Annotated in this window: 25 protein-coding genes; 13 read left to right on the top strand and 12 right to left on the bottom strand. The window is 39.3% G+C overall.

What is annotated here, in order from left to right:
* Positions 1–70: 70 nt before the first annotated feature.
* From RB215_RS06610 to RB215_RS06635, 6 genes are all read left to right on the top strand, one after another.
* A complete protein-coding gene (locus tag RB215_RS06610; protein WP_086995580.1) occupies positions 71–1033 on the top strand; it encodes a zinc-binding dehydrogenase in 963 nt (320 codons plus the stop codon).
* 83 nt (positions 1034–1116) lie between these two features.
* Entirely contained in the window at positions 1117–1368 is a 252-nt protein-coding gene (locus tag RB215_RS06615) for a DUF2999 domain-containing protein (protein ID WP_058373242.1), read from the top strand.
* Positions 1369–1509: 141 nt separating this feature from the next.
* Complete coding sequence (lepB, locus tag RB215_RS06620) at positions 1510–2160, top strand: signal peptidase I (protein WP_309217052.1); 651 nt, start codon at positions 1510–1512, stop codon at positions 2158–2160.
* A gap of 151 nt (positions 2161–2311) precedes the next feature.
* Positions 2312–2728: a thiol-disulfide oxidoreductase DCC family protein gene (locus RB215_RS06625; RefSeq protein WP_011327992.1), complete on the top strand. Its 417-nt coding sequence runs from the start codon at positions 2312–2314 to the stop codon at positions 2726–2728.
* A 52-nt stretch (positions 2729–2780) separates the two neighbouring features.
* A complete protein-coding gene (locus RB215_RS06630) occupies positions 2781–3305 on the top strand; it encodes a DUF2937 family protein (RefSeq protein WP_011327993.1) in 525 nt (174 codons plus the stop codon).
* A gap of 111 nt (positions 3306–3416) precedes the next feature.
* Positions 3417–4973, top strand: a complete 1557-nt coding sequence (locus RB215_RS06635; RefSeq protein WP_309217053.1) for a phospholipase D family protein — start codon at positions 3417–3419, stop codon at positions 4971–4973.
* Between the two features lie 87 nt (positions 4974–5060).
* Here the strand turns inward: RB215_RS06635 and RB215_RS06640 are convergent, their stop codons facing one another.
* Positions 5061–5597, bottom strand: a complete 537-nt coding sequence (locus RB215_RS06640) for a DUF3365 domain-containing protein (protein WP_197108040.1) — start codon at positions 5595–5597, stop codon at positions 5061–5063.
* Positions 5598–5777: 180 nt separating this feature from the next.
* Between RB215_RS06640 and RB215_RS06645 the strand changes: the two genes are divergently transcribed.
* Together RB215_RS06645 and RB215_RS06650 are read left to right on the top strand one after the other, a co-directional pair.
* A complete protein-coding gene (locus tag RB215_RS06645; protein WP_011327996.1) occupies positions 5778–5960 on the top strand; it encodes a hypothetical protein in 183 nt (60 codons plus the stop codon).
* A gap of 27 nt (positions 5961–5987) precedes the next feature.
* Positions 5988–6776, top strand: a complete 789-nt coding sequence (locus tag RB215_RS06650; protein WP_011327997.1) for a hypothetical protein — start codon at positions 5988–5990, stop codon at positions 6774–6776.
* Between the two features lie 78 nt (positions 6777–6854).
* On the opposite strand, the gene metG is transcribed toward RB215_RS06650, so the two are convergent.
* Positions 6855–8876 carry a methionine--tRNA ligase gene (gene metG / locus RB215_RS06655; RefSeq protein WP_011327998.1) on the bottom strand — a complete coding sequence of 674 codons (2022 nt, stop codon included), beginning with the start codon at positions 8874–8876 and terminating at the stop codon, positions 6855–6857.
* A 176-nt stretch (positions 8877–9052) separates the two neighbouring features.
* Between metG and apbC the strand changes: the two genes are divergently transcribed.
* Together apbC and dcd are read left to right on the top strand one after the other, a co-directional pair.
* Entirely contained in the window at positions 9053–10129 is a 1077-nt protein-coding gene (gene apbC, locus RB215_RS06660; RefSeq protein WP_309217055.1) for an iron-sulfur cluster carrier protein ApbC, read from the top strand.
* A gap of 6 nt (positions 10130–10135) precedes the next feature.
* Positions 10136–10720: a dCTP deaminase gene (gene dcd, locus RB215_RS06665; RefSeq protein WP_011328000.1), complete on the top strand. Its 585-nt coding sequence runs from the start codon at positions 10136–10138 to the stop codon at positions 10718–10720.
* A 17-nt stretch (positions 10721–10737) separates the two neighbouring features.
* Here dcd and RB215_RS06670 read toward each other — a convergent pair whose 3' ends face one another.
* Complete coding sequence (locus RB215_RS06670) at positions 10738–11523, bottom strand: CLCA_X family protein (RefSeq protein WP_011328001.1); 786 nt, start codon at positions 11521–11523, stop codon at positions 10738–10740.
* 32 nt (positions 11524–11555) lie between these two features.
* Positions 11556–12149, bottom strand: a complete 594-nt coding sequence (locus tag RB215_RS06675) for a tRNA-uridine aminocarboxypropyltransferase (protein WP_309217057.1) — start codon at positions 12147–12149, stop codon at positions 11556–11558.
* Positions 12150–12286: 137 nt separating this feature from the next.
* On the opposite strand from RB215_RS06675, the gene RB215_RS06680 reads away from it, so the two are divergent.
* Both RB215_RS06680 and RB215_RS06685 read left to right on the top strand, forming a co-directional pair.
* A complete protein-coding gene (locus RB215_RS06680) occupies positions 12287–12631 on the top strand; it encodes an Hpt domain-containing protein (RefSeq protein WP_011328003.1) in 345 nt (114 codons plus the stop codon).
* A gap of 130 nt (positions 12632–12761) precedes the next feature.
* A complete protein-coding gene (locus RB215_RS06685) occupies positions 12762–13979 on the top strand; it encodes a pyridoxal phosphate-dependent aminotransferase (RefSeq protein WP_011328004.1) in 1218 nt (405 codons plus the stop codon).
* A gap of 71 nt (positions 13980–14050) precedes the next feature.
* Here RB215_RS06685 and RB215_RS06690 read toward each other — a convergent pair whose 3' ends face one another.
* Genes RB215_RS06690 through RB215_RS06705 form a run of 4 tightly spaced genes read right to left on the bottom strand, consistent with a single transcriptional unit; the run spans position 14051 to position 16965 of the window.
* Entirely contained in the window at positions 14051–14518 is a 468-nt protein-coding gene (locus RB215_RS06690; protein WP_086994301.1) for a glycine zipper 2TM domain-containing protein, read from the bottom strand.
* A 16-nt stretch (positions 14519–14534) separates the two neighbouring features.
* Positions 14535–15155 carry a penicillin-binding protein activator LpoB gene (gene lpoB, locus RB215_RS06695; protein WP_192531688.1) on the bottom strand — a complete coding sequence of 207 codons (621 nt, stop codon included), beginning with the start codon at positions 15153–15155 and terminating at the stop codon, positions 14535–14537.
* Positions 15156–15166: 11 nt separating this feature from the next.
* On the bottom strand, positions 15167–15592 hold the full coding sequence (locus RB215_RS06700; protein ID WP_058373255.1) for a YcfL family protein: 426 nt from the start codon (positions 15590–15592) through the stop codon (positions 15167–15169).
* Positions 15593–15600: 8 nt separating this feature from the next.
* Positions 15601–16965 carry a COG3014 family protein gene (locus RB215_RS06705; protein ID WP_179806631.1) on the bottom strand — a complete coding sequence of 455 codons (1365 nt, stop codon included), beginning with the start codon at positions 16963–16965 and terminating at the stop codon, positions 15601–15603.
* Between the two features lie 204 nt (positions 16966–17169).
* Here RB215_RS06705 and RB215_RS06710 point away from each other — a divergent pair, with 204 nt between their 5' ends.
* Positions 17170–18042, top strand: a complete 873-nt coding sequence (locus RB215_RS06710; RefSeq protein WP_309217059.1) for a DMT family transporter — start codon at positions 17170–17172, stop codon at positions 18040–18042.
* Here RB215_RS06710 and RB215_RS06715 read toward each other — a convergent pair.
* From RB215_RS06715 to RB215_RS06730, 4 genes are read right to left on the bottom strand one after another with little or no spacing between them, the layout of a single operon-like run.
* Entirely contained in the window at positions 18039–18722 is a 684-nt protein-coding gene (locus RB215_RS06715) for a M15 family metallopeptidase (protein ID WP_309217060.1), read from the bottom strand. The genes RB215_RS06710 and RB215_RS06715 overlap by 4 nt on opposite strands.
* Positions 18722–19852 (bottom strand): succinyl-diaminopimelate desuccinylase, encoded by a 1131-nt coding sequence (gene dapE, locus RB215_RS06720; protein ID WP_309217061.1) that lies wholly within the window; start codon positions 19850–19852, stop codon positions 18722–18724. The genes RB215_RS06715 and dapE overlap by 1 nt, the downstream gene beginning before the upstream one ends.
* Positions 19852–20196, bottom strand: coding sequence for an ArsC family reductase (locus RB215_RS06725; RefSeq protein WP_086994314.1), 345 nt, complete (start codon positions 20194–20196; stop codon positions 19852–19854). The genes dapE and RB215_RS06725 overlap by 1 nt, the downstream gene beginning before the upstream one ends.
* Positions 20197–20200: 4 nt before the next feature.
* Positions 20201–20698 carry a PTS glucose transporter subunit IIA gene (locus RB215_RS06730; RefSeq protein WP_309217062.1) on the bottom strand — a complete coding sequence of 166 codons (498 nt, stop codon included), beginning with the start codon at positions 20696–20698 and terminating at the stop codon, positions 20201–20203.
* Position 20699 lies beyond the last annotated feature (1 nt).

The raw sequence follows: 20699 nt of genomic DNA on the forward strand, positions 1-20699 counted from the left end.
ATAAATTACATTAATTTAGTTATGCAACGTTTAGTAATAGCGTTTAGTTATATAAAGCTTAGGAGTGGCAATGAAATACATTTCTCATGAAGATGGCATACTTGCATTTAGTGAAACCAATAAACCGGTTTTAAAGAGCCATGAAGTACTGGTAAAAGTAGCCGCCATTGGTGTAAATCGCGCCGATTGTATGCAACGCCAAGGTAAGTATCCGGCGCCAAAAGATGACAGCCAAATATTAGGATTAGAGTGCGCAGGCATCGTTTGCGATATTGGTGGTAAAGTTGATAAAATTTGGCTTAATAAACGCGTTTTTGCTTTATGTGCTGGTGGTGCTTACAGTGAATATGTTGCGGTTGATGCCAAACAGCTAATGGAGTTACCAGATGACGTGTCTATGAGAGAGGGCGCTGCAATAAGTGAAGTATATTTAACAGCATTTGGTGCTTTGTTTGAATTAGGTAAATTACAAGCTGGGCAAACGGCGTTAATTCATGCAGGTGCAAGCGGTGTGGGTGGTGCTGCAATTCAAATGGCTAAAAGCGCAGGGGCAACTGTGGTTATAACCGCAGGTTCAGATGAAAAATGTGCACATGCCAAAGCACTGGGCGCCGATCATGCTATAAACTATAAAACCACTGATTTTGTAGAATATATGAAGGCTAATAACCTAACGGCTAACACAATTGTAGATCCTGTTTCGGGTAGTTATTTAAACAAAAATGCGGCTGTTGCGGCTATGGATTGCCAAATTGTAATGCTGGCATTTTTAGATGGTCGTTTTGCTGAAGTTGATTTTGCCCGTTTACTGCAAAAACGTATCTCGTTTCATGCATCAACACTTAGAAACCGTAGTATAGAGTTTAAACGCGCATTAAGAGATGATTTTGTAGCGCGTTTTTATAGCGATATTGCAAGTAAAAGCTACGATTTTAATTTATATAAAGTGCTACCTTGGAGCCAAGCAAGCGAGGCTCATGCTATTTTAGAGCGCAATGAAAACGCCGGTAAAGTAGTGTTAAGTGTAGAATAAACCAGTACGTGTAATGTATAGGCATTGTTTATGTCTCTGGTAGTCAATATAATTTAGTTATAACACACATAATAAGGTTAATAATGAATCCAATTATCGCCACTTTAAAAGAGCATAATGTTAGCGACGAGCAAATAGCCGAGCTATTTGAAGCATTAACGCAAAACCCAATGATGGCAATGGCCATGGTGCAACAACTTGGTATACCACCTGAAAAACTACAGCAACTAATGGCAGTAGTGATGACTCAGCCGCACTTAATTAAAGAAGCGACAGACGAGTTAGGTTTAGACTTTTCGAAAGTACAAGCCGCAAAAGATAAGTTAAATCAGTAATCCCTCCGCACTTTTAACCAAGGTATAACCTTATACCTTGGTACTTTAGCTCACCTTAAACATGTTTTGTTACATTAGCAATTGAACTGCTATTGATTTTTAGCGTCTTAGTTTTAGTCGATAAAATGGTGGGAATATTGTATGAAAACACAGATTAAATTTTGGAAAAATAACCGTTCATTAATCATATTTATAGCGTTAATGAGCGTATTTAGAAGTGCAGTTGCCGATTGGTACGAAGTACCTACAGGCTCTATGCGGCCCACCATTGAAGTAGGCGACAGAGTTTTAACAAATAAAATGGCTTACGACTTACGCTTACCCTTTACGCATATACCACTAATGAAGTTAGGCGACCCACAAGCAGGTGATATCATAGTATTTGATTCAAAAAAAGCTGATAACCGCTTAATAAAGCGGGTAATAGGCGTACCTGGCGATACTGTGTCGCTTGAGGATAACGAGCTTATTATTAATGGTAAAAAGCTTAACTATGCTCGTTTGCACAGTAATTTAGGTTCACTTGATAAAATTGAAAACTTAAACGGTCATAAACACTCAATAAGAGTAGCCAATAGAGCGTCGCGATTAGCAGGGTTTGATAAAATCACAATCCCGAATAATTACTATTTAGCCATGGGGGATAACCGCGATAACAGTGCCGATTCTCGCGTAATAGGCTTGATCCCGCGTAGCGAAATGTTAGGTAAAGCAGAGCGAGTAATTGTATCGCTTGATTACGATAACTATTATTTACCGCGAACTGATCGATTATTAAAAGCGCTTGAATAAGCGTGTTTGTATTTTAGCAGCTAAATAAAAACCCGGGTTATACCCATTGAGTTGTATTGCATAAAGTAATAAAACGAATGTAAATTGATGGTAATTATAGTAGCTTGATATTCCTGCTATTTTTTAACACCTGTTCAGCAGAGTCAATAATATGAGCTTAAAGACTAAAAAAACCCCTATATTACTGTTCGATGGCGTATGCAATTTATGCACAGGCTCGGTACGCTTCGTGATTGAGCATGATCCATATAAAAAATTTCGCTTTGCGTCATTGCAGTCAACTGTAGCAAAAAACTTACTCAAGCAGCAGGGAAGTGAAGCTACAAGTAAGCTGGGTTCTGTGGTGCTTATTGACGATAGTGGCATTTGGTTTAAGTCAACAGCGGCACTTCGTACTGCTGGGCAGTTATCGGGTTTATGGCCGTTGTTGCAAGTGTTACTCATAATACCTCGGCCATTACGAGATTGGGGTTATGATTTTATTGGTGCTAGACGTTATAAGTGGTTTGGGCGTACAAATGCTTGTTGGTTGCCAGCAGAGGACATAAGTGATCGCTTTTTAGATTAAATTTATAAATAGACTTTTAACTTTAATACGCAAATGCTAAGGGGAATTAATCATGATAGTAAGAATATTTGATAAGCTAACCTTTGCTGTTGCGTTAATTATAGCGTTGCAAGTACCGCAACTTACGGATCATTATCAGCAACATTTAGCAGGCTTGTATCAGGCAACAAAATGGCAAGTTGATGGTTATAAAGCCACCGCCCAAATGCATGCGTTTCCCAGTGTTAAAGCAATGATTGATAGACACTTACGCAATAGCGAGCCAAGTGTTAAAACTGATGCACAACAAAAGCTGTTAACCCTTGATTTATTTGCAGATTTAGAAGGTGGAATGACTATATTTAAACAGGGTAACTTTTTTGAAAAACTAATTTATATGTTTACTCCCACCCGTTTCGGTATATTAAAAAATACTATTGATAACTTTAAATTAGGCATACCGCTTACTTTTACCGGTATTGCGTTTGGGCTAGTATTTGGTTTTTTATTAAATCAATTAATTATGCTACCTTTTACAATTTACTCAGTTAAAAAAAGGGCAAGTAAAGTTAACACTATCGAGAAACCAGCCCAATAATAGTATAATCATTTAAATCACCTATATAACTAGGCTCACATATTATGAGAACTGATAGCATTTATGCGATATTTATCGGCAATTTCCCTTTGTTTATTTATGGTTATAAGCATGCTTTTTGGCTGCGCTAGTTATCCTAAGGTTCAAGCCGAACCTAGCTATGCATTTAGCAAAACGCAAAATACTAGCTTAGCTAAAGGCATAGCATTAGAGGCGAGTAAACACCCTGCGAGCTCAGGGTTCTATCTACTTGGTGATGGCCTTGATGCATTTGCAACTAGGCTGTTATTAATAGAAAAAGCCGAAATGTCTATTGATGTGCAGTATTACTTATTTCATAACGATACTACGGCCAAAATATTCACTCATTACTTACTTCGTGCAGCCGATAGAGGCGTGCGGGTACGCATGTTACTAGATGACTTTGGCCACGAAAGCCAAGACGCTTTATTTAGTGCCTTGGTGCAACACCCTAATGTGTCAGTACGGTTATTTAATCCGTTTTCAAATCGCACTTTACCTTATGTTGATTTTTTAACTAATTTTAAACAGATCAATAGGCGCATGCATAACAAGTCGTTTATTGTTGATAATCAGGCGGCTATTATTGGTGGCCGTAATATTGGAGATACTTATTTTTCTGCCAATATTTACACTAACTTTTCTGATTTAGATGTACTTGGCGTGGGGGAATTTGCCCCGCGTGTGGCCACTGCATTTGATTTATATTGGAATCATTCACTCTCGGTAGCGATTAAATATATAGCGCCTGCATCGAGTGCAGCTAAACTAGAACAAGTACGAAAACAACTCGCTAAAATATATACTAGTGAGCAAAGTAAAGCCTATCTACGGCGTTTAGAGTCACTGGATATTATTGATAATTTGCTACGCGGACAGCTAGCACTTTACTGGGCAAACTCTGAATTAGTATACGATCATCCTGATAAAATAATGAATGTGAGTGATGATAATACCGGTTATATGGCCCCAGCATTAAGTAATTTACTTAATGATGCACATAGTGAAGCATTAATTGTTTCACCTTATTTTATTCCCGGTGATGCAGGCGTTGCAAGCTTAAAACGTTGGATTAATACCGGTGCTAATGTGACCATTTTAACCAATTCGCTCTCGGCCAACGACGTACCCGTTGTGCACGCCGGCTATGCAAACTATCGTGAGTCACTTATAGAGGCGGGCGTTAAATTATGGGAGTTACGCGCTACAGTAAAACCTAAGTCTAAGCCTAAAATTAAATCTAAAGATAAAGCAAAACATAAAAAAATCACCGATTTAGCTGGTTCATCAAAAGCGAGCTTACATGCTAAAACAATGATTTTTGATCGTAATACGCTTTTTGTTGGCTCAATGAACTTAGACCCACGTTCAATTAATTTAAATACCGAAATAGGTGTTGTAATTTACAGTGACAAAATGGCAAGCACAGCAGCAGATATATTTTTAGAAGAGTTACCTCGCCATGCATGGCGATTAGATATCACTAAAACTGAGAATTGGTGGGGTTTTAATCACGACTTACTGTGGTTAGATGAATCAATTACACCCACCAAAGTGGTAAGTAAAAACTCTGAGCCAGAGGCCAGCACCTGGGTACGTTTTCAGGCTTGGTTATTTGGCTACCTGCCTGTAGAACACTTACTTTAATATGTGTTAAATAAGGCGGTAACCCCAATATTAATACTTAATCAGCACTCAGGGTAAGAGGTTTAACAGTTTGAATAATAATAGTATTTAAGGGTGCTTTTTTACAACAAAAGCGCCTCGTATATCGCCCAAATTAAAACCAGTCGCTTTATCGCTTGGATAAAGCTCAGTTAATTTGTTTTTTACTTCAGGCTTTAATTCACTACCATGGCAGGCTAAGCAAGCCTGCCCAGTAGGAATTGCTTTGACTAAATACCAAGCATCGGCTTTTTGTTCTTGATGTTCAATATTTGCTATAGGTTCGCCATTTTCTTTACGCTGCTCAAAATCGAGCAGTATTGAATTTAACCACTCGTTAGCTTGGTTATTAGGATTGCGCACTTTTAATGATGTACGACTAATTTCCCACTCATTCGCACTGTGTTGTAGTGCAATAGCCGGCGCACTAATATTGCATACTTCAATTGCTGCAACAGGCCCGCTCGCTTTCATGGTACTTACTAAAACATTTTTTAAATCAGTTGAAAATGCTTTAACAGTGCTGCGAGCAAAGTATGCATCGTCGCTATTAGCTAATACGCTTGATGAAACAACCAAGCTGGTAAATAATAAAATAGAGCGCATAATACACCTTTGTACATTAGAGGATTCTAATGTACAGCTGAGCAATAATTTATTCAAGTTTTTCTATCGCTAATTATCCGGATATCTGGTTAATTTAAGTACTGTATAAATTATAGCTGCAAAGAGCTTAGCTAAATGGTGATAAACCCAAAATATAAATTACATAAAAGGTAGCTAATAATGACAACTAAAAACGATGACAGTGCTAAATATGCATTATCGCAGCAAAGTAAACCGCTTGATGATCCGCTAGAAGCAATTAAAAGCATGCGTTTAGAGCAGTTGGCCGTATGTAAGCTAAAAGCAGAAAAAGAGATGCAAACTATGAAAGCAGAATCTACCCCTGACAAAAATAAACAATAACGTAAAACAGCTTACTGGATTTGTTTTATGAATAAACACATTACGCTTTCGTTTTTAGCTTGGTTAGCGGCTCTTTTTGTGGGAGCTGCAGGTATATATGGTTTATGGCCTTCACCACAGAGTAAAGTGCTTTTAGCTATTGAAATAATAACCTTAATTATTTTGTTATTTAATAGCGCCAGTATTACCTGCTGGGTATATAAACACACTAAAAACAAACAACAACGTTATATTGCCTTATTATGCATAGCCTCCTTAGTGCTATGCATTTGTGGAGACGTGGTAAATTTTAATTTAAATAATCAATATTACCGTTATAACGAGGTAATTAAGCACGACTATTTAGCTGACTCTGTATGGTTTTTTGTACCCGGATACAGCTTACTCTTTATTGCTGTGTTGTTGGCGAGCCGTAGTTTAGTTATGTATCCATTATATTATGTGGCTGCTTATTTAGGGGGCACGCTATTAATATCGCTGCTTTGTTTTTATTTTATGCATATTCCAGAGGCAGGTTATTATGTACTGCTATTAACCGGGCTTCATAGTTTTGTTATAACCAGTGTGGGATTAATGAGTTTAGTGCTGCTTAATACATATTGCGGGTTAAACGCACCTTTGGGAGTATGGCTGGTTAGTTTAGGGTTAGTATTAGCGGCAATTGCCGATGCATTAATTGGTTTATATTGGATTTATGGGAACAGCGGTGAAGGGTACTTTCCACAAATTAGGTATATAAATTGGATAATTTATATTAGCTCGCAATGCTTAGTTATTCATTTAGCTAAAATAAATATAACCTACAAGCTGGGTTAATAAAAAAGCCGCTAATAAATTCAGCGGCTTTTTACATTAACAAAAATATTAACGCAAATATAAATTTATAAGCAAAGCTTACATTACACGCATGCCAGGCTCTGAGCCGTCGTCTGGGTTAAGAATGTAAATCTCTTTACCGCCAGGCCCTGCAGCTAATACCATGCCTTCTGACATACCAAAACGCATTTTTCGTGGTTTAAGGTTAGCAACCATAACAGTAAGCTTACCTTCAATATCCTCTGGAGCGTAAGCCGATTTGATACCCGCAAACACTTGGCGCGTTTCGCCGCCTAAATCAAGTGTTAGCTTAAGTAGTTTATCGGCGCCTTCTACGTGCTCAGCTTTAGCAATTTTTGCTACGCGTAAGTCTACTTTTGCAAAGTCGTCAAATTCAATTTCATCACAAATTGGCTCTTTAGCCAGTGGGCTATTAGGGTCAATAGTCACTTTTGATTCTAAGCTTTCTTTTGACTCCTCAACCATTTTATTTACTTTGTCCATTTCTACACGTTGCATTAACGGTTTAAATTTATTGATTGGGTGGCTTACTAATGCATTTTGCACGCCGTCCCATGCAAGGTCGTCATTTAAGAATGCTTCTACGTTATCGGCCATTTCAGGCAGTACAGGCTTTAAGTAGGTAATTAACACGCGGAATAAGTTAAGCCCTAATGAGCAAACTTCGTGCGCTTCTTGTTGTTTAGTTTCGTCTTTAATGAGTACCCAAGGTGCTGCGGCATCTATAAATTGGTTTGCTTTGTCGGCAAGCGCCATTATTTCACGAATTGCACGGCTAAACTCACGGTTTTCGTAATGGGCAGTAATGCTTGGTGCAGCTGCTTGAAATTCTTTAAGCAACTGGGGTTGCATAACGGTTGCGCTTAGCTTGCCATCAAACTTTTTAGTAATAAAGCCTGCACAACGGCTTGCTATATTTACTACTTTACCTACTAGGTCTGAGTTTACGCGTTGCGCAAAGTCCTCTAGGTTTAAATCAAGATCAACAATGCCGCCGCTTAATTTTGCCGCGTAATAGTAACGTAAATATTCTGGGTTTAAATTATCTAAATAAGTACGCGCTTTAATAAACGTGCCTTTCGATTTAGACATTTTTTCGCCATTTACGGTAACAAAACCGTGGGCAAATACGTTAGTTGGCTTTCTAAAGTTAGCGCCTTCTAACATTGCAGGCCAAAATAAACTATGAAAATAAATAATGTCTTTACCAATAAAGTGGTAAAGCTCAGCGTCTGAATCTGCAGCCCAAAAAGCATCAAAGTCGATACCTTTTTTATCACACAGGTTTTTAAAGCTGGCCATATAACCAATAGGCGCATCTAACCAAACGTAGAAGTATTTACCTGGTGCGTTTGGTATTTCAAAACCAAAGTAAGGCGCATCACGGCTAATATCCCACTGTTGCAGGCCATCAGTAAACCATTCATCAAGCTTGTTAGCCATTTCTTGCTGAATAGTACCCGAGTGTAACCACTCTTTTAACATGCCTTCAAATGCTGGCAGATCAAAAAAGTAATGCTCAGAGTCTTTTAAAATAGGCTCAGCACCAGACATAACCGAGCGCGGGTTAATTAAATCTGTAGGACTATATGTTGCACCACATGAGTCGCAGTTGTCGCCATTTTGATTTTCAGACTTACAGGTTGGGCACGTACCGGTTACAAAGCGATCGGGTAAAAATATGCCTTTTTCTGGGTCGAATAACTGCGAAATAGTGTGCCTTTTAATATGCCCTGCATCGTTTAGGCGATTATAAATAAGCTCACTCAGCTCTTTGTTTTCTTGGCTGTGGGTACTGTGATAATTATCAAACTTAATATTAAAGTCGGCAAAGTCGCGTTGACGCTCAATACTTACTTTTTCTACCGCTTCTTCAGGCGTGATCCCTTGCTTTTGCGCGTTAAGCATAATAGGCGTGCCATGGGCATCGTCGGCGCAAACATAATAGGCTTCGTGGCCTTGTAGTTTTTGAAAACGTGACCAAATATCAGTTTGAATATATTCCAATAAATGACCTAAGTGAGTAGGGCCATTTGCATAAGGTAATGCGCTGGTAATCAGGATCTTTCGCTGTGCCATAATCATTCCGAATTGACGGTTCCTATTAAGGAACGGATGAAAATCATTAATTTATTTACAAGCTAAGCGCTAACAACGCAACAGCTTGTGGATTTGTATTAATTGACTGGTGTTAATGCCCTGAATGTTACATAATTCCGAGGCACTTTTCATCAAAGAAACGTTATTTAATTACTATGTTTGGACTGTCGAAACTATTCTCTTCTAAATCGGTGCAAAAACAACCGATCTTTGCTGCTTTAGCCGCGTATCGTAGTGCCGCTTTTGCTGTGGGTATTGATGAAAGCTTCATTAAGAATATCACCCAAAACGACGATAAATCGCTTACTATTACTTTAATTTTGCCATTTGCTGCACAGTCAGAAATGCCAATGGTGGCAGAGCATGTTACTAACGCCCTCAAGGTGGCAGTAACTGTATCGGCCACGGTAGAGCTTAAAGAGCCTGCAAAATTTAAAACAATTAAACATATTGTGCTTATTGCTTCAGGTAAAGGCGGGGTGGGTAAATCGACTACTGCTGTTAATTTAGCAGGCGCGCTGCACAGCGAAGGCGCAAAAGTTGGTATTTTAGATGCCGACATTTATGGCCCGTCAATCCCTATGCTTTTAGGCTTGGTAGGCGCAGAGCCCATCACTAAAGATAACAAACAGTTACAGCCTTTTGATGCAAACGGTATTAAAGCACAATCAATCGGCTTTTTAGTACCCAGCGATGACCCCACTGTATGGCGCGGGCCTATGGCATCGGGGGCGCTTAGCCAGCTACTAAATGAAACTGATTGGGGCGAGCTTGACTACCTTATTGTTGATATGCCACCAGGTACGGGTGACATTCAACTTACTATGAGCCAAAAAGTACCGGCAAGTGGCACAGTAATTGTTACCACACCCCAAGATTTAGCCTTAGCCGATGCGCAAAAAGGCATCGCCATGTTTAATAAAGTAAACGTGCCAGTGCTGGGCTTAATTGAAAATATGAGCCATTACATTTGCAGCCACTGCGGCGAGGCAAACCACGTATTTGGTAAAGATGGCGCACAAAAACTAGCACACAAGCACGGCGTTCCTGTGCTATCACATATTCCGCTTGCAATAGATATTCGAGAATACTCTGAGCAGGGCAAACTTATTGCTTGCGATAACACTGCAGCAATAAGCAAAACTTACAGCGCAGCAGCGCGGCTTATAGCCAGCACGCTTTACTATCAACAGCATCACAACTCGGTAGAGATTGTGATTACGGATGATTAATACACCATGAGACTTTCAGATACACATATTAAAGAATACCTAAACGATGGCCGTATTGTTATTGAGCCTGCACCTACAGATGAGATGATTTCGGGTGTTACTGCCGACTTACGCTTAGGTAATAAATTTAGAACTTTTCATGCACATACAGCAGCATATGTAGATTTAAGTGGCCCTAAAGATCAGCTCAATAAAGCCATGGAGTCAATCATGAGCGACGAAATTGTGCTAGATGAAGGCGAAGCATTTTTTTTACACCCAGGCGAGCTTGCACTGGCTATTACCTATGAAAAAGTAACACTGCCAGCAGACATTGTAGGCTGGCTAGATGGACGTTCATCGCTGGCACGATTAGGTTTAATGGTGCATGTAACCGCGCATCGAATTGATCCCGGTTGGAGTGGTAATATTGTTTTAGAGTTTTATAACTCAGGTAAACTCCCTTTAGCACTAAGACCTATGATGAAAATTGGTGCTATGAGTTTTGAAACACTTACAGGCCCTTGTGCTAATCCTTACAATACGCGTAAAGATGCTAAGTACAAAGATCAAAACAGTGCCGTAGCAAGTCGTATTAGCGATGACAGGTAATGATTAAATAAAGCACTTTACTCATCTAACTTATGAAGCGCATAACCCAGTAATTCAAAATATTGGTTAAGCGCTTTATTTGCAGCGTTAATGTGCTCATCATCTGGGTATATTAAATCACTACTTTTTAGCCCACTGACTAAAAAGCTATTTTTTATATGCGGGTGGCTGGCTATACAGGCTTCAAAGCAACGCGCTGCTAGCTCCTCGGGCATACTCATGTAATTCATATTTTTTGCTTTATCGTATTCAATGCACGTTTGTACAAAGCGGTTTGCAGCAATGCCCTGTACATCTAAAAACACGTTTTTGTAAAAGTCATTAAGCGTATTATTGAGCGGATGTGATAAATTAGGTGTGTTTGATAACCACAGTTTAGACGCAAAACCAAAGCGTGGTTTTGCTGCAAATAAATGCTCACTTATATGATGATCAAAAGCATGAAACCATTCATGGGCGAGCGCACCACCGCCGGCATTTTTTGCAAGTGCAAGCGTTTGGCTAGCTGCATTATAATGTGCTTGTACATGCTTTTGTCCGCCAGCACCAAACGCAAAATTGAGTTTACCGCGCAGGCCAATTGCTTTAGGTGGTAAGTGCAGTATTTGTGCTAAGTCGGCAAGTGCATCATAAATTAAATTTGCACTAATGTAGCGCTCTTCTTTGTTTACCCATTTACCTATCACCATAGATCTAAAACCGAAAGTGTCTCTTATATCGCTAAAATCAACTTGATCGTCAAAACGATAATCGGGACCTTGACGGCTAAAGCCGCGTTTTAATCTATTTTGATAGTTACGCATCGCTAATATCATTTATAAAAACTAATCATAAATTATAAGTAACGTGCTTTTACGTGAGCAGGCATGTGTTGGGTTTGTTTTTGTATTAATTCATCAAGTAAATTATAAAGTGGGGCAGGGTTTAACTGTTCAATAAGCTGTAAGCTATGTGCAACGGCCTCAAGCGTTGACAAGCTATCTGCGCGGGGAGCTTTACGTATTGTGTAACGATTTTTAGGTAAATTAGCAAAGCTTACAGTTTGAAACCGTTGCAGTAGCGAGCTTAGCTGTAAAATTTTATAGGCTTTTTTCCATGTACCATCAATAACAATTAAGTGCGTAATAGGCAGTAGTGTGTTTAGCGCGTCGTTATTATCTAAATTTATAGCCTGCTCATTAGGGTAAAGTAAAACGGTTGAGCTGGCAGGTAGGGCACGAAGCTGCGCAAAGTCGTTATTACTTTCGCCTTTGATTATTTGGCAATCAGCTAGGCATAAATTTAATAATTTAGCCGTGTTTTTTGTTACTTTTTCTTCACTAGGGTGCTGTAAAATAATTACTTTTACTTTATTGTTAATAGAGGTTACAGCACTGCAAATACAAGTATTAAGTGCGAACAAACAAAAATTACACAGTGGGCGAGCCATTTAAACTACTTTTGGTGAAGGTACATTATGAGTAATTATACATTTATAAGGTAATTAAGTTGGATTTTTTTACGCTTAGCTATAGAGTGTTATAGATTAAGGTTAATTAAGTATAGATTGTTTTTAAGGGTTAAAATATGACAGAAGTAAGTATTAACGAAGCAGCATTAGAGAGTATGGAATCGTTATTAGGTGAGCAATTTGCAGCTACTCTCGACTTTTGTTGTGTGGAATTTGAGCGCTTAGGCTCAGAAGTGTTGGCCACAATAGGACAAGACAAAGAAGCGTCGGTGCGCCACGCTCATAGTTTAAAGTCGAATGCGGCTCAATTTGGTGCCGATAGCTTGGCCGCGGTAGCGGGTGAAATTGAACAAAGTTTAAATAACGATAACTTAGCTCAAGCCACTGCTGCATCAGCGCAGTTAATGACGCAAGTGGCGCAATCTCAAACGCTATTAAATAACTGGTTGGCATCACGTTAAGCAGATAAGTAAAGGCGTAGGTTTAGGCATTAAACATGAATTTATTTCAGTATTAAGTTACTAAATTGACTAGTGTTTTACGTCTTTACTAAGTTATTCTAAGGGTTATTCGTGCCCTTTAGAGGTAGTAATGTCAGAAATTAAAATGAGTCATAAATTAGACGGTGTCTGTTATGACATTCGCGGCCCTGTTTTAGTCCAAGCTAAAAAAATGGAAGACGAAGGCCAAAAAGTTTTAAAGCTAAACATTGGTAATCCGGCTGCGTTTGGCTTTGATATGCCAGAAGATATGCACCGCGATATTATTCGCAATTTATATTCAGCCCAAGGTTATTGTGATTCTAAAGGGCTTTATTCGGCGCGGGTGGCTATTTATCAGCATTATCAACAACGCGGTTTATATAATTTAGATGTAGATAACATTTATATTGGCAATGGCGTTAGCGAACTGATTCAAATGGTTACGCAGGCATTGTTAAATAATGACGATGAAGTGCTGATCCCCGCTCCCGATTACCCTCTGTGGACCGCTGCAGTAAAGCTCTCTGGTGGCAATCCGGTGCATTATTTATGTGATGAAGAGCAAGATTGGTTTCCGGATATTGCTGATATAAAAAGTAAAATCACCTCTAAAACCAAAGCATTAGTATTGATCAATCCAAATAACCCGACAGGGGCTGTGTATAGCGATGATTTACTGCAGCAGTTAATTGACATAGCGCGTGAGCACAAGTTACTACTGTTAAGTGATGAAATTTACGAAAAGATTTTATACGACGGCATTACGCATAGCTCAATTGGTGCACTGTGCGACGATGTGCCTATTATTACCTTTAACGGTTTAGCAAAAACGTACCGTGCTGCTGGCCTAAGAATGGGCTGGATGGTGTTAAGTGGGCGTACGTCGGTTATGAGTGACTTACGCAAAGGCCTAGAAATTTTATCATCTATGCGTTTGTGCGCTAACGTACCTGCTCAATATGCCATTCAACAAGCATTGGGCGGAGTACAATCAATCGACAACCTAATTAATCCAGGCGGGCGTTTGTATGTACAGCGTGATATAGCGTGGCGCGGGCTCAATGCAATAGAGGGTATTAGCTGCGTAAAACCAAAAGGTGCCTTATATGCTTTTGCTAAAGTAGATACCGCGCGCTTTAATATTAAAAGCGATGAGCAAATGATGTTTGATTTACTCAAAGCTGAAAAAATATTACTGGTGCATGGGCGTGCATTTAACTGGCCTGAGCCTGATCATTTTAGATTGGTGTTTTTACCCAACAAAGATGATTTAACGGATGCGATGACTAAAATGCAGCGCTTTTTTAAAGATTACCGACAAGCCTAACTTTTAAAACACACAAAAAACGAGCCAATTTAGGCTCGTTTTTACTTATGCTAAAGTTAATATAATTGCTATTAATAGGCTTTATCAACACGTACGCTGTTATCGTTTAAATACACCAGCCTTACACTATCGCCTTTGCTAAAGCGCATTGATTGGTCTTGATTTTGAACCACCATAAATTGATCGCCATTTTCAACTTGTATTAATAACTCTACTAAACGAGTTTGTTGGTAATGGCTTTTTTGCTGTTGATTATGCGCTACATTGCCGCCTATCACTGAGCCCAAAATAGTAGCAACAGTACGCCCGCTGCCACCGCCAAACTGATTACCAACAACGCCGCCAAGCAAAGCGCCGCCAAATGTTTTCCAACCATTGCTTTGATCTTGTACTAGCTCTTGCTCAGTAATATTACGCACTGATTGCACATCGCCAAATAGCACTTGTTGTACTGCTACTGCTTTATTGCGCTCGTAATTAGCCAATGCAGGTGCGCTAATTGTAAGTAATGTACACATTAATACAGTAATCGCTTTCATAATTAACTCCTATTGACTACCAGCCAAAGGTTGATTTTTCTTTCGTTTTACGAATTTCTGTTTCGTCAGCCCATTCAACTAAGCCACTTTCCATATCCATTAAACGCATGGTAAATTTATAGTATACGTCTGATTTGTCAGCATTGGATTTAACTATGCTTGATAAGTTGCCATACAGCATATACTGCGCACCAATTTGTTTACCAAATGCCACAGCAGTCGTGGGGTTAACTAATGCATCTTCGTTTTGAAATTTAAGCTGCTCACGTATAGCTTCAACTCGGGTCATATCAACAAATCTAAACTTTCCGCTACGCAGTAACTGAGTTGAAATAGAGTCGGTGATTGATTCGGTATCAATGTGCTCGCTGGTTTTGTTTTTAATTCTTTCAACAAATACCACAGGGCGTTTATTGGCGGTCATGGTGCCAACAACCGGAGAGCTTAATAGTGAATCGGTCATTTGGCTGGCTACTTTTTGTAAATCGGTAGAGCCAAAGTTAATGTCAGTGGTTTCTACGGCTTGTGCGTCGCCATAACTAACTACCGCTTTATTTGCACAACCACTTAATACTAATGCACTTAAACCAATAAGCGCGTAAGTTGAAGCTGTTTTGAATCTTTTACGTATGATCATTGTTATTTCCTTTATTCTTTAAATTCTTGCGCATCGGTAGACACTTCTCTTACTGCTAATGAGAAGGTAACTGCATCTGGGCTGGGTGCTAGGCCTGGTAATTGTGTTTGTGCAAAGCCAAATAAGGTAATTGCTTGCCAAGGGGAGTGATTACCCTTAATAACAAAGCCGTCTTTGTCGTACCAATTAAATTGATACTGTAAGTATTGCGACTTTTTATATTGGCTTGCTAAGGTAACTACCACGTCAGTTAATTGGTTTGTTTGACGTGTTTTTACGTCACTAATAGCTAGTTTCTCACCAAGCTCTGGGTTATCAACACGTAGTTGCTGATTAAATGTTTTATTACCTTGCTCAATTGCTATACCCGATGTGTCTGGTTTGCCAGCACAGGCACTGAGTATTAAAACCGCAAATAATGGCATTATGTATCTCATAATCGCTCCTAGAGTTGTACTACATGATAATTAAAGTAGTTATTTATAGAGGTTAGATAAATTAAGGTTAACCTTTGCTTACTAACGGTAAAATTTATTGGCGCTTGCGTGCCTATGGTTAATGAATGCGCGCCGCTGTTTAAGCTACTTCGCGCCACACTTATTTGATTTGGTAGCGTGAGCCAACTACGTGTATCGGCTTGCTCAGAGGCTAAGTTATAAATGTTCGCAATTATATTACCTACGTCTCCGGTGCTACGAGCCAGTTCGGCTCGTACTTTTTCTTTGGCGACTAAACGTAGTATTTGCCGCGCTATTCTGGCAGGTATTTGATCTTCTAACGTTTTAGCAGCCAGTGATTCTATGTGCACTAGCGGGCTTAATACTAAGTTTTGGGCATTAATACTGATGTTATTAATGCTACGAACATAGGCGTTGTCTTTATAAACTGGCATAGCTAAGCTATAAAAACGTGCATTACCACCAGAGGTAAAAATAGGTAAACGTAATTTAAATTCGTGTTGCTTAGGCACTAAGCCTTGTTCAAATAATATAACTACTTCGCCTTGTTCAGACGGTATATTTGCTGCCTCACCAAAGCGCTTTTTAAAGTCGCTTAGGTCTTGATCAAAGCCTTGTTTTTTAGCAAGGCGAAGTACATCACGTTGCAAATAAATATTGTTGGGTTGTATTTCGAGTGCTTTTTTATAGTCAATGTAGGCATCATCATACTGTTTACTGCTTTGGTACAATAAAGCGGATAAATAAAAAGTATAAGCATTTTGAAAGCCATTTTTAACGTCTCGGGTAACCTTGCTCATACTTGGATAATGCTGCTGCGCTTCTTTTGTAGCGGAATCTAGCGCTGCCTGATTTTGAATAAGTGCGTCTACTTGTACTTTATTAGCCCGCCTAACTTCAACTAATGCACCTTCAACATCATTTTTATATACGTAATTAAGCGCTTTATAACTATGCAGCATGCTCATTTCATAAGGGGCGGGTATATAAGTAATAGCCGAGTCGTTGGTAAATAAAGCATTACTTTGTTCAAGCCCACTACTGAGCTGAACTTTGGCAGCCTCGCGCTTGTTTTGTACTTGTTGATAAACGTTTTCAAATTGGCTTTGCGCATCGGTTTGCATATTAGCTAAGTCGGCAAGGCGCGCTTGCTCTAGTTGATTAAGTAAGTAGCTACTGTGCATACTACTATTTTTAGCAATAAGCGACTGCGCTTGTGCTATGTTGTTACTCTCTATTGCTTGTCTTACAGGGGTTACTTGAGTCGCATAGTCATTAAATAGATCGCTAAATCCTATGGTACTACAACCACTTAAAATAAAACAAAAACTAAATATTAAGCTACGGCGCACTGAGCACTCCTTTAAATTTACTTAATAAGATTAACATACACCCATTAAAAAAATATGTGAAATATTGTAAAAAAGCGTAGCATAACTGCCGAGCAGTGAACGAAGCGTTAATCGTATTAATATTGTAATGTTATTATAATAACTAAATCTAAAAATCATTAAATTAGCAGTGTTAACTGTACTTATTTTAGCTAAGGATTGTTTTTGAAAACAACGTTGTACACTTTAAGTGCTTTAATTGCGTTTGCCGCTAACTCTTTATTGTGCAGAATGGCGCTCGCACAAGGGTATATAGATGCATGGAACTTTACTGTTATTCGCTTACTTAGCGGGGCTGTATGTTTAGCCATTATTATGCTGCTTTATACTAATACTACAAAACGTAACGGTACGTTTAATAGCGAAATATTAAAAGATACAGGAAGTTGGCGAAGTAGTATTAGTTTGCTTGTTTATGCATTGTGTTTTTCTATCGCGTATATAGAGCTTGATACCGGCACTGGTGCACTTATTTTATTTTCCGCGGTACAACTTACTATGATTGGCTGGGGAATTTATAAAAAAGAGCAATTGAGTCTATTACAATGGTTGGCATTTATAAGCGCTTTTGCCGGTTTTGTTTATTTAATGTTGCCCTCTGCAGCAATACCTTCATTATTTGGAGCGACCCTTATGGCCATTAGTGGCATAGCGTGGGGTGTTTATAGTATACGAGGCAAAGCTTGTATATCACCACTGAGAACCTCTGCATTTAACTTTATTCGCAGCTTAGTTGCTTTGCCTATATTGCTAATAATAGGTATGGGTTATATAAAAAGTATCCGCATAGAAGGGGTGTTACTTGCATGTGCCAGTGGCGCAATAGCTTCAGGTATTGGTTACAGTATTTGGTATACGGCAATGCCAAAATTAAAAAGCACCCAAGCAGCAGTGGTGCAGCTATGTGTACCTGTGCTTGCTGCCATTGCGGGCGTGGTGTTTTTATCTGAGCAGTTAACCGTGCAATTTATAGTTGCCAGCAGTATTATTTTGGGGGCAGTGCTGGTATTTACGCTCAATAAAAAACAGCCCAGTTAAACAGGGCTAACGTTTATTATAAAGCGCTCATAAAGCATGGGTAAGTTGGCTAAAATAGCCTCTTTGGCTAATAGGTCACTATTACTTATACACTCATGCAGTACTTGCAGACTAAGCATATTAACCAGTAATTGCGACTGCTTAATATGGCTAATATGCCAAAGCTCGGGGGCTACACCACCTAAGTCATGCAGATAAGGCCGATAAAACCCAAATAGTGCTAAGTTAGCATCTAGCCAGTCGCTCAGTGGGGCAAATGGGCCGCTTTGTTGATATTCATCGGGCGTGAGTTGCAACTGGTAATCATCACTCACTGCCGCTTTATCAAACACATCTAAATCGGTCCCTAAATGATGCCTACTTGCGCCAGGCAGTGCAGAGTAGAGCATAATGGCAATACATTTATCTATATCGCTTAAGTTATCTAATTCAACAACTTGCTGTTGTTTATTATAAACAGGGCGTGCACCTGAAAATTTAGCGTTAAAAATAGCCGCTTGGCGGTTAAAGTCACGAAAGCTGGAAGCTATTGTAAGCTCAAACCCTGCTGTTTTTGCGGCACTTTGCAGTGCTAAAAAATCATTAACGATATTGCAGTGCAAACGATGATTTTGAATTTGGGTTAAATGCGTATCACTTTGTCCTGTAATACACATTGTGGTTATTTTTTTTGAGTTCATTACGTTAGTAGGTTTTCTAAAATTTGCTCGTAAATATCGCACAGTGCAATTAAGTCATCGGTACTTACACATTCATCTACTTTATGAATAGTGGCATTGCGCGGGCCAAGCTCAATTACTTTAGCGCCGGTTTGAGCAATAAAACGCCCGTCTGATGTACCGCCAGTCGTTTCTAGATTTGTTGTTAAACCGGTTACCGATTTAATTGCCTTTACTGTGGCGTCAACCAGTGGGCCGTGCTCTGTTAAAAACGGTTGGCCGTTTACAATCCAGCTTAATTCATAATTTAAATTATGCTGCTGTAAAATAGCGTTAACGCGTTGTTGTAATTGCGTATGAGTAACTTCAGTACTAAACCTAAAGTTAAACTGTACTTCTAACTCCCCGGGGATCACATTACCGGCCCCAGTGCCGCCATTTATATTTGAAATTTGAAAACTAGTGGCGGGAAAGTACTCGTTACCGTGATCCCATAGTGTTTGGCTTAGCTCAGTGAGTGCAGGGGTAGTTAAATGAATAGGGTTTTGCGCTAACTGCGGGTATGCCACATGCCCTTGTATACCTTTAACAGTTAAAAAGCCGGTAAGTGAGCCTCGGCGTCCATTTTTAACTACATCGCCTAATACATCACGAGATGAAGGCTCGCCAACTAAACACATATCTATTTTTTCACCGCGAGCTTCAAGGGTGTCAATTACCCGAGTAGTGCCGTTTATAAATGGGCCTTCTTCATCTGAAGTAATTAAAAAAGAAATAGAGCCTTTATGGTCTGGGTGCTTTGTTACAAAACGTTCAGTAGCAACCAGCATAGCAGCCAATGAGCCTTTCATATCGGCTGCACCGCGCCCGTGTAATAAACCATTTTCAACTAGGCCAGAAAATGGCGGGTACTGCCAGTTTTTTTCAGGGCCAGTGGGGACTACATCGGTGTGCCCGGCAAAACAAAAATGTGGCGATTGCGTCCCTTTGCGTGCCCAGGTATTTAAGGTGTCGGTAAAAAATAACGATTCGATGTTAAAGCCAACTGCTTGCAATCTATCGTTCATCATTTGTTGGCAGCCAGCATCTTCAGGTGTTACCGACTCGCGTTGTATTAACGCTTGCGCTAGAGCGATTACGTCATCTGTCATTATTTAAAAATCTCATCGTATTGTGCTGCTTTAAAACCTAAGTGGTACTCGTTGTTATTAACCAATACAGGGCGTTTTATCATTGCAGGTTGCTCAACTAATAACGGTATCGCTTTTTCTTTAGTTAAGCTTTGTTTTTCATCATCGCTTAAGGCGCGGTAAGTGGTGCCACGCTTGTTTACAAGCTGCTCCCAATCAAGTTTATCAGCAAAGTTACTAACCATACTCTCGTTTACGCCATCTTTGCGATAGTCATGAAAAGTAAACTCAATGTTGTTATCGGTTAAGTATTTTTTAGCTTTTTTTATAGTGTCGCAATTGCTTATGCCGTAAAGGGTGATCATAAATCTACTTCTTTTTAATAATAGTTAATAAAGTATCGACACCCGCATTTACCTGCGAGTGTGAAAAGTGAAATGTACCTAGGCTGTGGCCATTGAGCAAAATTAAACTTGCTAGCATAGGTGCGTCAAGTTCGCGTAAATCAAAATAAGCAAGGCGTTGGCCTTTACATATTTTGCTACCATTTAACTGAGCTATGTGGGTATGGGTAATGTGTTGCGAACTCAAAATAGTTAAATTAATTAGTACTTTTAGGCCGTTTTTAGCTTGTAAAATAAATTCGGTGCCGGCATTTTTTACTTGCAGCAAAGTGCCATCAAATGGGGCTAAAATTTTATGGTTGCTTAGCTGTACCATAATGCCTGGCCCTAATGTGCCAAAGCGAAAAAGAGGTTCGGGGTGTTCGTTAAGTGCTATTACTTTTCCTGAAAATGGGCTAGTAATATTAATGGCATGACGAGGTAATTTATTTTGAGCTAAATAATCTATTGTTTGCGGTTTCATA

This window comes from Pseudoalteromonas sp. HL-AS2, assembly GCF_031198805.1.
Classification (GTDB): Bacteria; Pseudomonadota; Gammaproteobacteria; order Enterobacterales; family Alteromonadaceae; genus Pseudoalteromonas; species Pseudoalteromonas nigrifaciens.

Bases quoted from the DNA above. Each gene is read 5' to 3' on its own strand.
- RB215_RS06610 (WP_086995580.1), top strand. From the start codon at position 71: ATGAAATACATTTCTCATGAAGATGGCATACTTGCATTTAGTGAAACC.
- RB215_RS06615 (WP_058373242.1), top strand. From the start codon at position 1,117: ATGAATCCAATTATCGCCACTTTAAAAGAGCATAATGTTAGCGACGAG.
- lepB (WP_309217052.1), top strand. From the start codon at position 1,510: ATGAAAACACAGATTAAATTTTGGAAAAATAACCGTTCATTAATCATA.
- RB215_RS06625 (WP_011327992.1), top strand. From the start codon at position 2,312: ATGAGCTTAAAGACTAAAAAAACCCCTATATTACTGTTCGATGGCGTA.
- RB215_RS06630 (WP_011327993.1), top strand. From the start codon at position 2,781: ATGATAGTAAGAATATTTGATAAGCTAACCTTTGCTGTTGCGTTAATT.
- RB215_RS06635 (WP_309217053.1), top strand. From the start codon at position 3,417: ATGCTTTTTGGCTGCGCTAGTTATCCTAAGGTTCAAGCCGAACCTAGC.
- RB215_RS06640 (WP_197108040.1), bottom strand. From the start codon at position 5,597: ATGCGCTCTATTTTATTATTTACCAGCTTGGTTGTTTCATCAAGCGTA.
- RB215_RS06645 (WP_011327996.1), top strand. From the start codon at position 5,778: ATGACAACTAAAAACGATGACAGTGCTAAATATGCATTATCGCAGCAA.
- RB215_RS06650 (WP_011327997.1), top strand. From the start codon at position 5,988: ATGAATAAACACATTACGCTTTCGTTTTTAGCTTGGTTAGCGGCTCTT.
- metG (WP_011327998.1), bottom strand. From the start codon at position 8,876: ATGGCACAGCGAAAGATCCTGATTACCAGCGCATTACCTTATGCAAAT.
- apbC (WP_309217055.1), top strand. From the start codon at position 9,053: ATGTTTGGACTGTCGAAACTATTCTCTTCTAAATCGGTGCAAAAACAA.
- dcd (WP_011328000.1), top strand. From the start codon at position 10,136: ATGAGACTTTCAGATACACATATTAAAGAATACCTAAACGATGGCCGT.
- RB215_RS06670 (WP_011328001.1), bottom strand. From the start codon at position 11,523: ATGCGTAACTATCAAAATAGATTAAAACGCGGCTTTAGCCGTCAAGGT.
- RB215_RS06675 (WP_309217057.1), bottom strand. From the start codon at position 12,149: ATGGCTCGCCCACTGTGTAATTTTTGTTTGTTCGCACTTAATACTTGT.
- RB215_RS06680 (WP_011328003.1), top strand. From the start codon at position 12,287: ATGACAGAAGTAAGTATTAACGAAGCAGCATTAGAGAGTATGGAATCG.
- RB215_RS06685 (WP_011328004.1), top strand. From the start codon at position 12,762: ATGTCAGAAATTAAAATGAGTCATAAATTAGACGGTGTCTGTTATGAC.
- RB215_RS06690 (WP_086994301.1), bottom strand. From the start codon at position 14,518: ATGAAAGCGATTACTGTATTAATGTGTACATTACTTACAATTAGCGCA.
- lpoB (WP_192531688.1), bottom strand. From the start codon at position 15,155: ATGATCATACGTAAAAGATTCAAAACAGCTTCAACTTACGCGCTTATT.
- RB215_RS06700 (WP_058373255.1), bottom strand. From the start codon at position 15,592: ATGAGATACATAATGCCATTATTTGCGGTTTTAATACTCAGTGCCTGT.
- RB215_RS06715 (WP_309217060.1), bottom strand. From the start codon at position 18,722: ATGAACTCAAAAAAAATAACCACAATGTGTATTACAGGACAAAGTGAT.
- dapE (WP_309217061.1), bottom strand. From the start codon at position 19,852: ATGACAGATGACGTAATCGCTCTAGCGCAAGCGTTAATACAACGCGAG.
- RB215_RS06725 (WP_086994314.1), bottom strand. From the start codon at position 20,196: ATGATCACCCTTTACGGCATAAGCAATTGCGACACTATAAAAAAAGCT.
- RB215_RS06730 (WP_309217062.1), bottom strand. From the start codon at position 20,698: ATGAAACCGCAAACAATAGATTATTTAGCTCAAAATAAATTACCTCGT.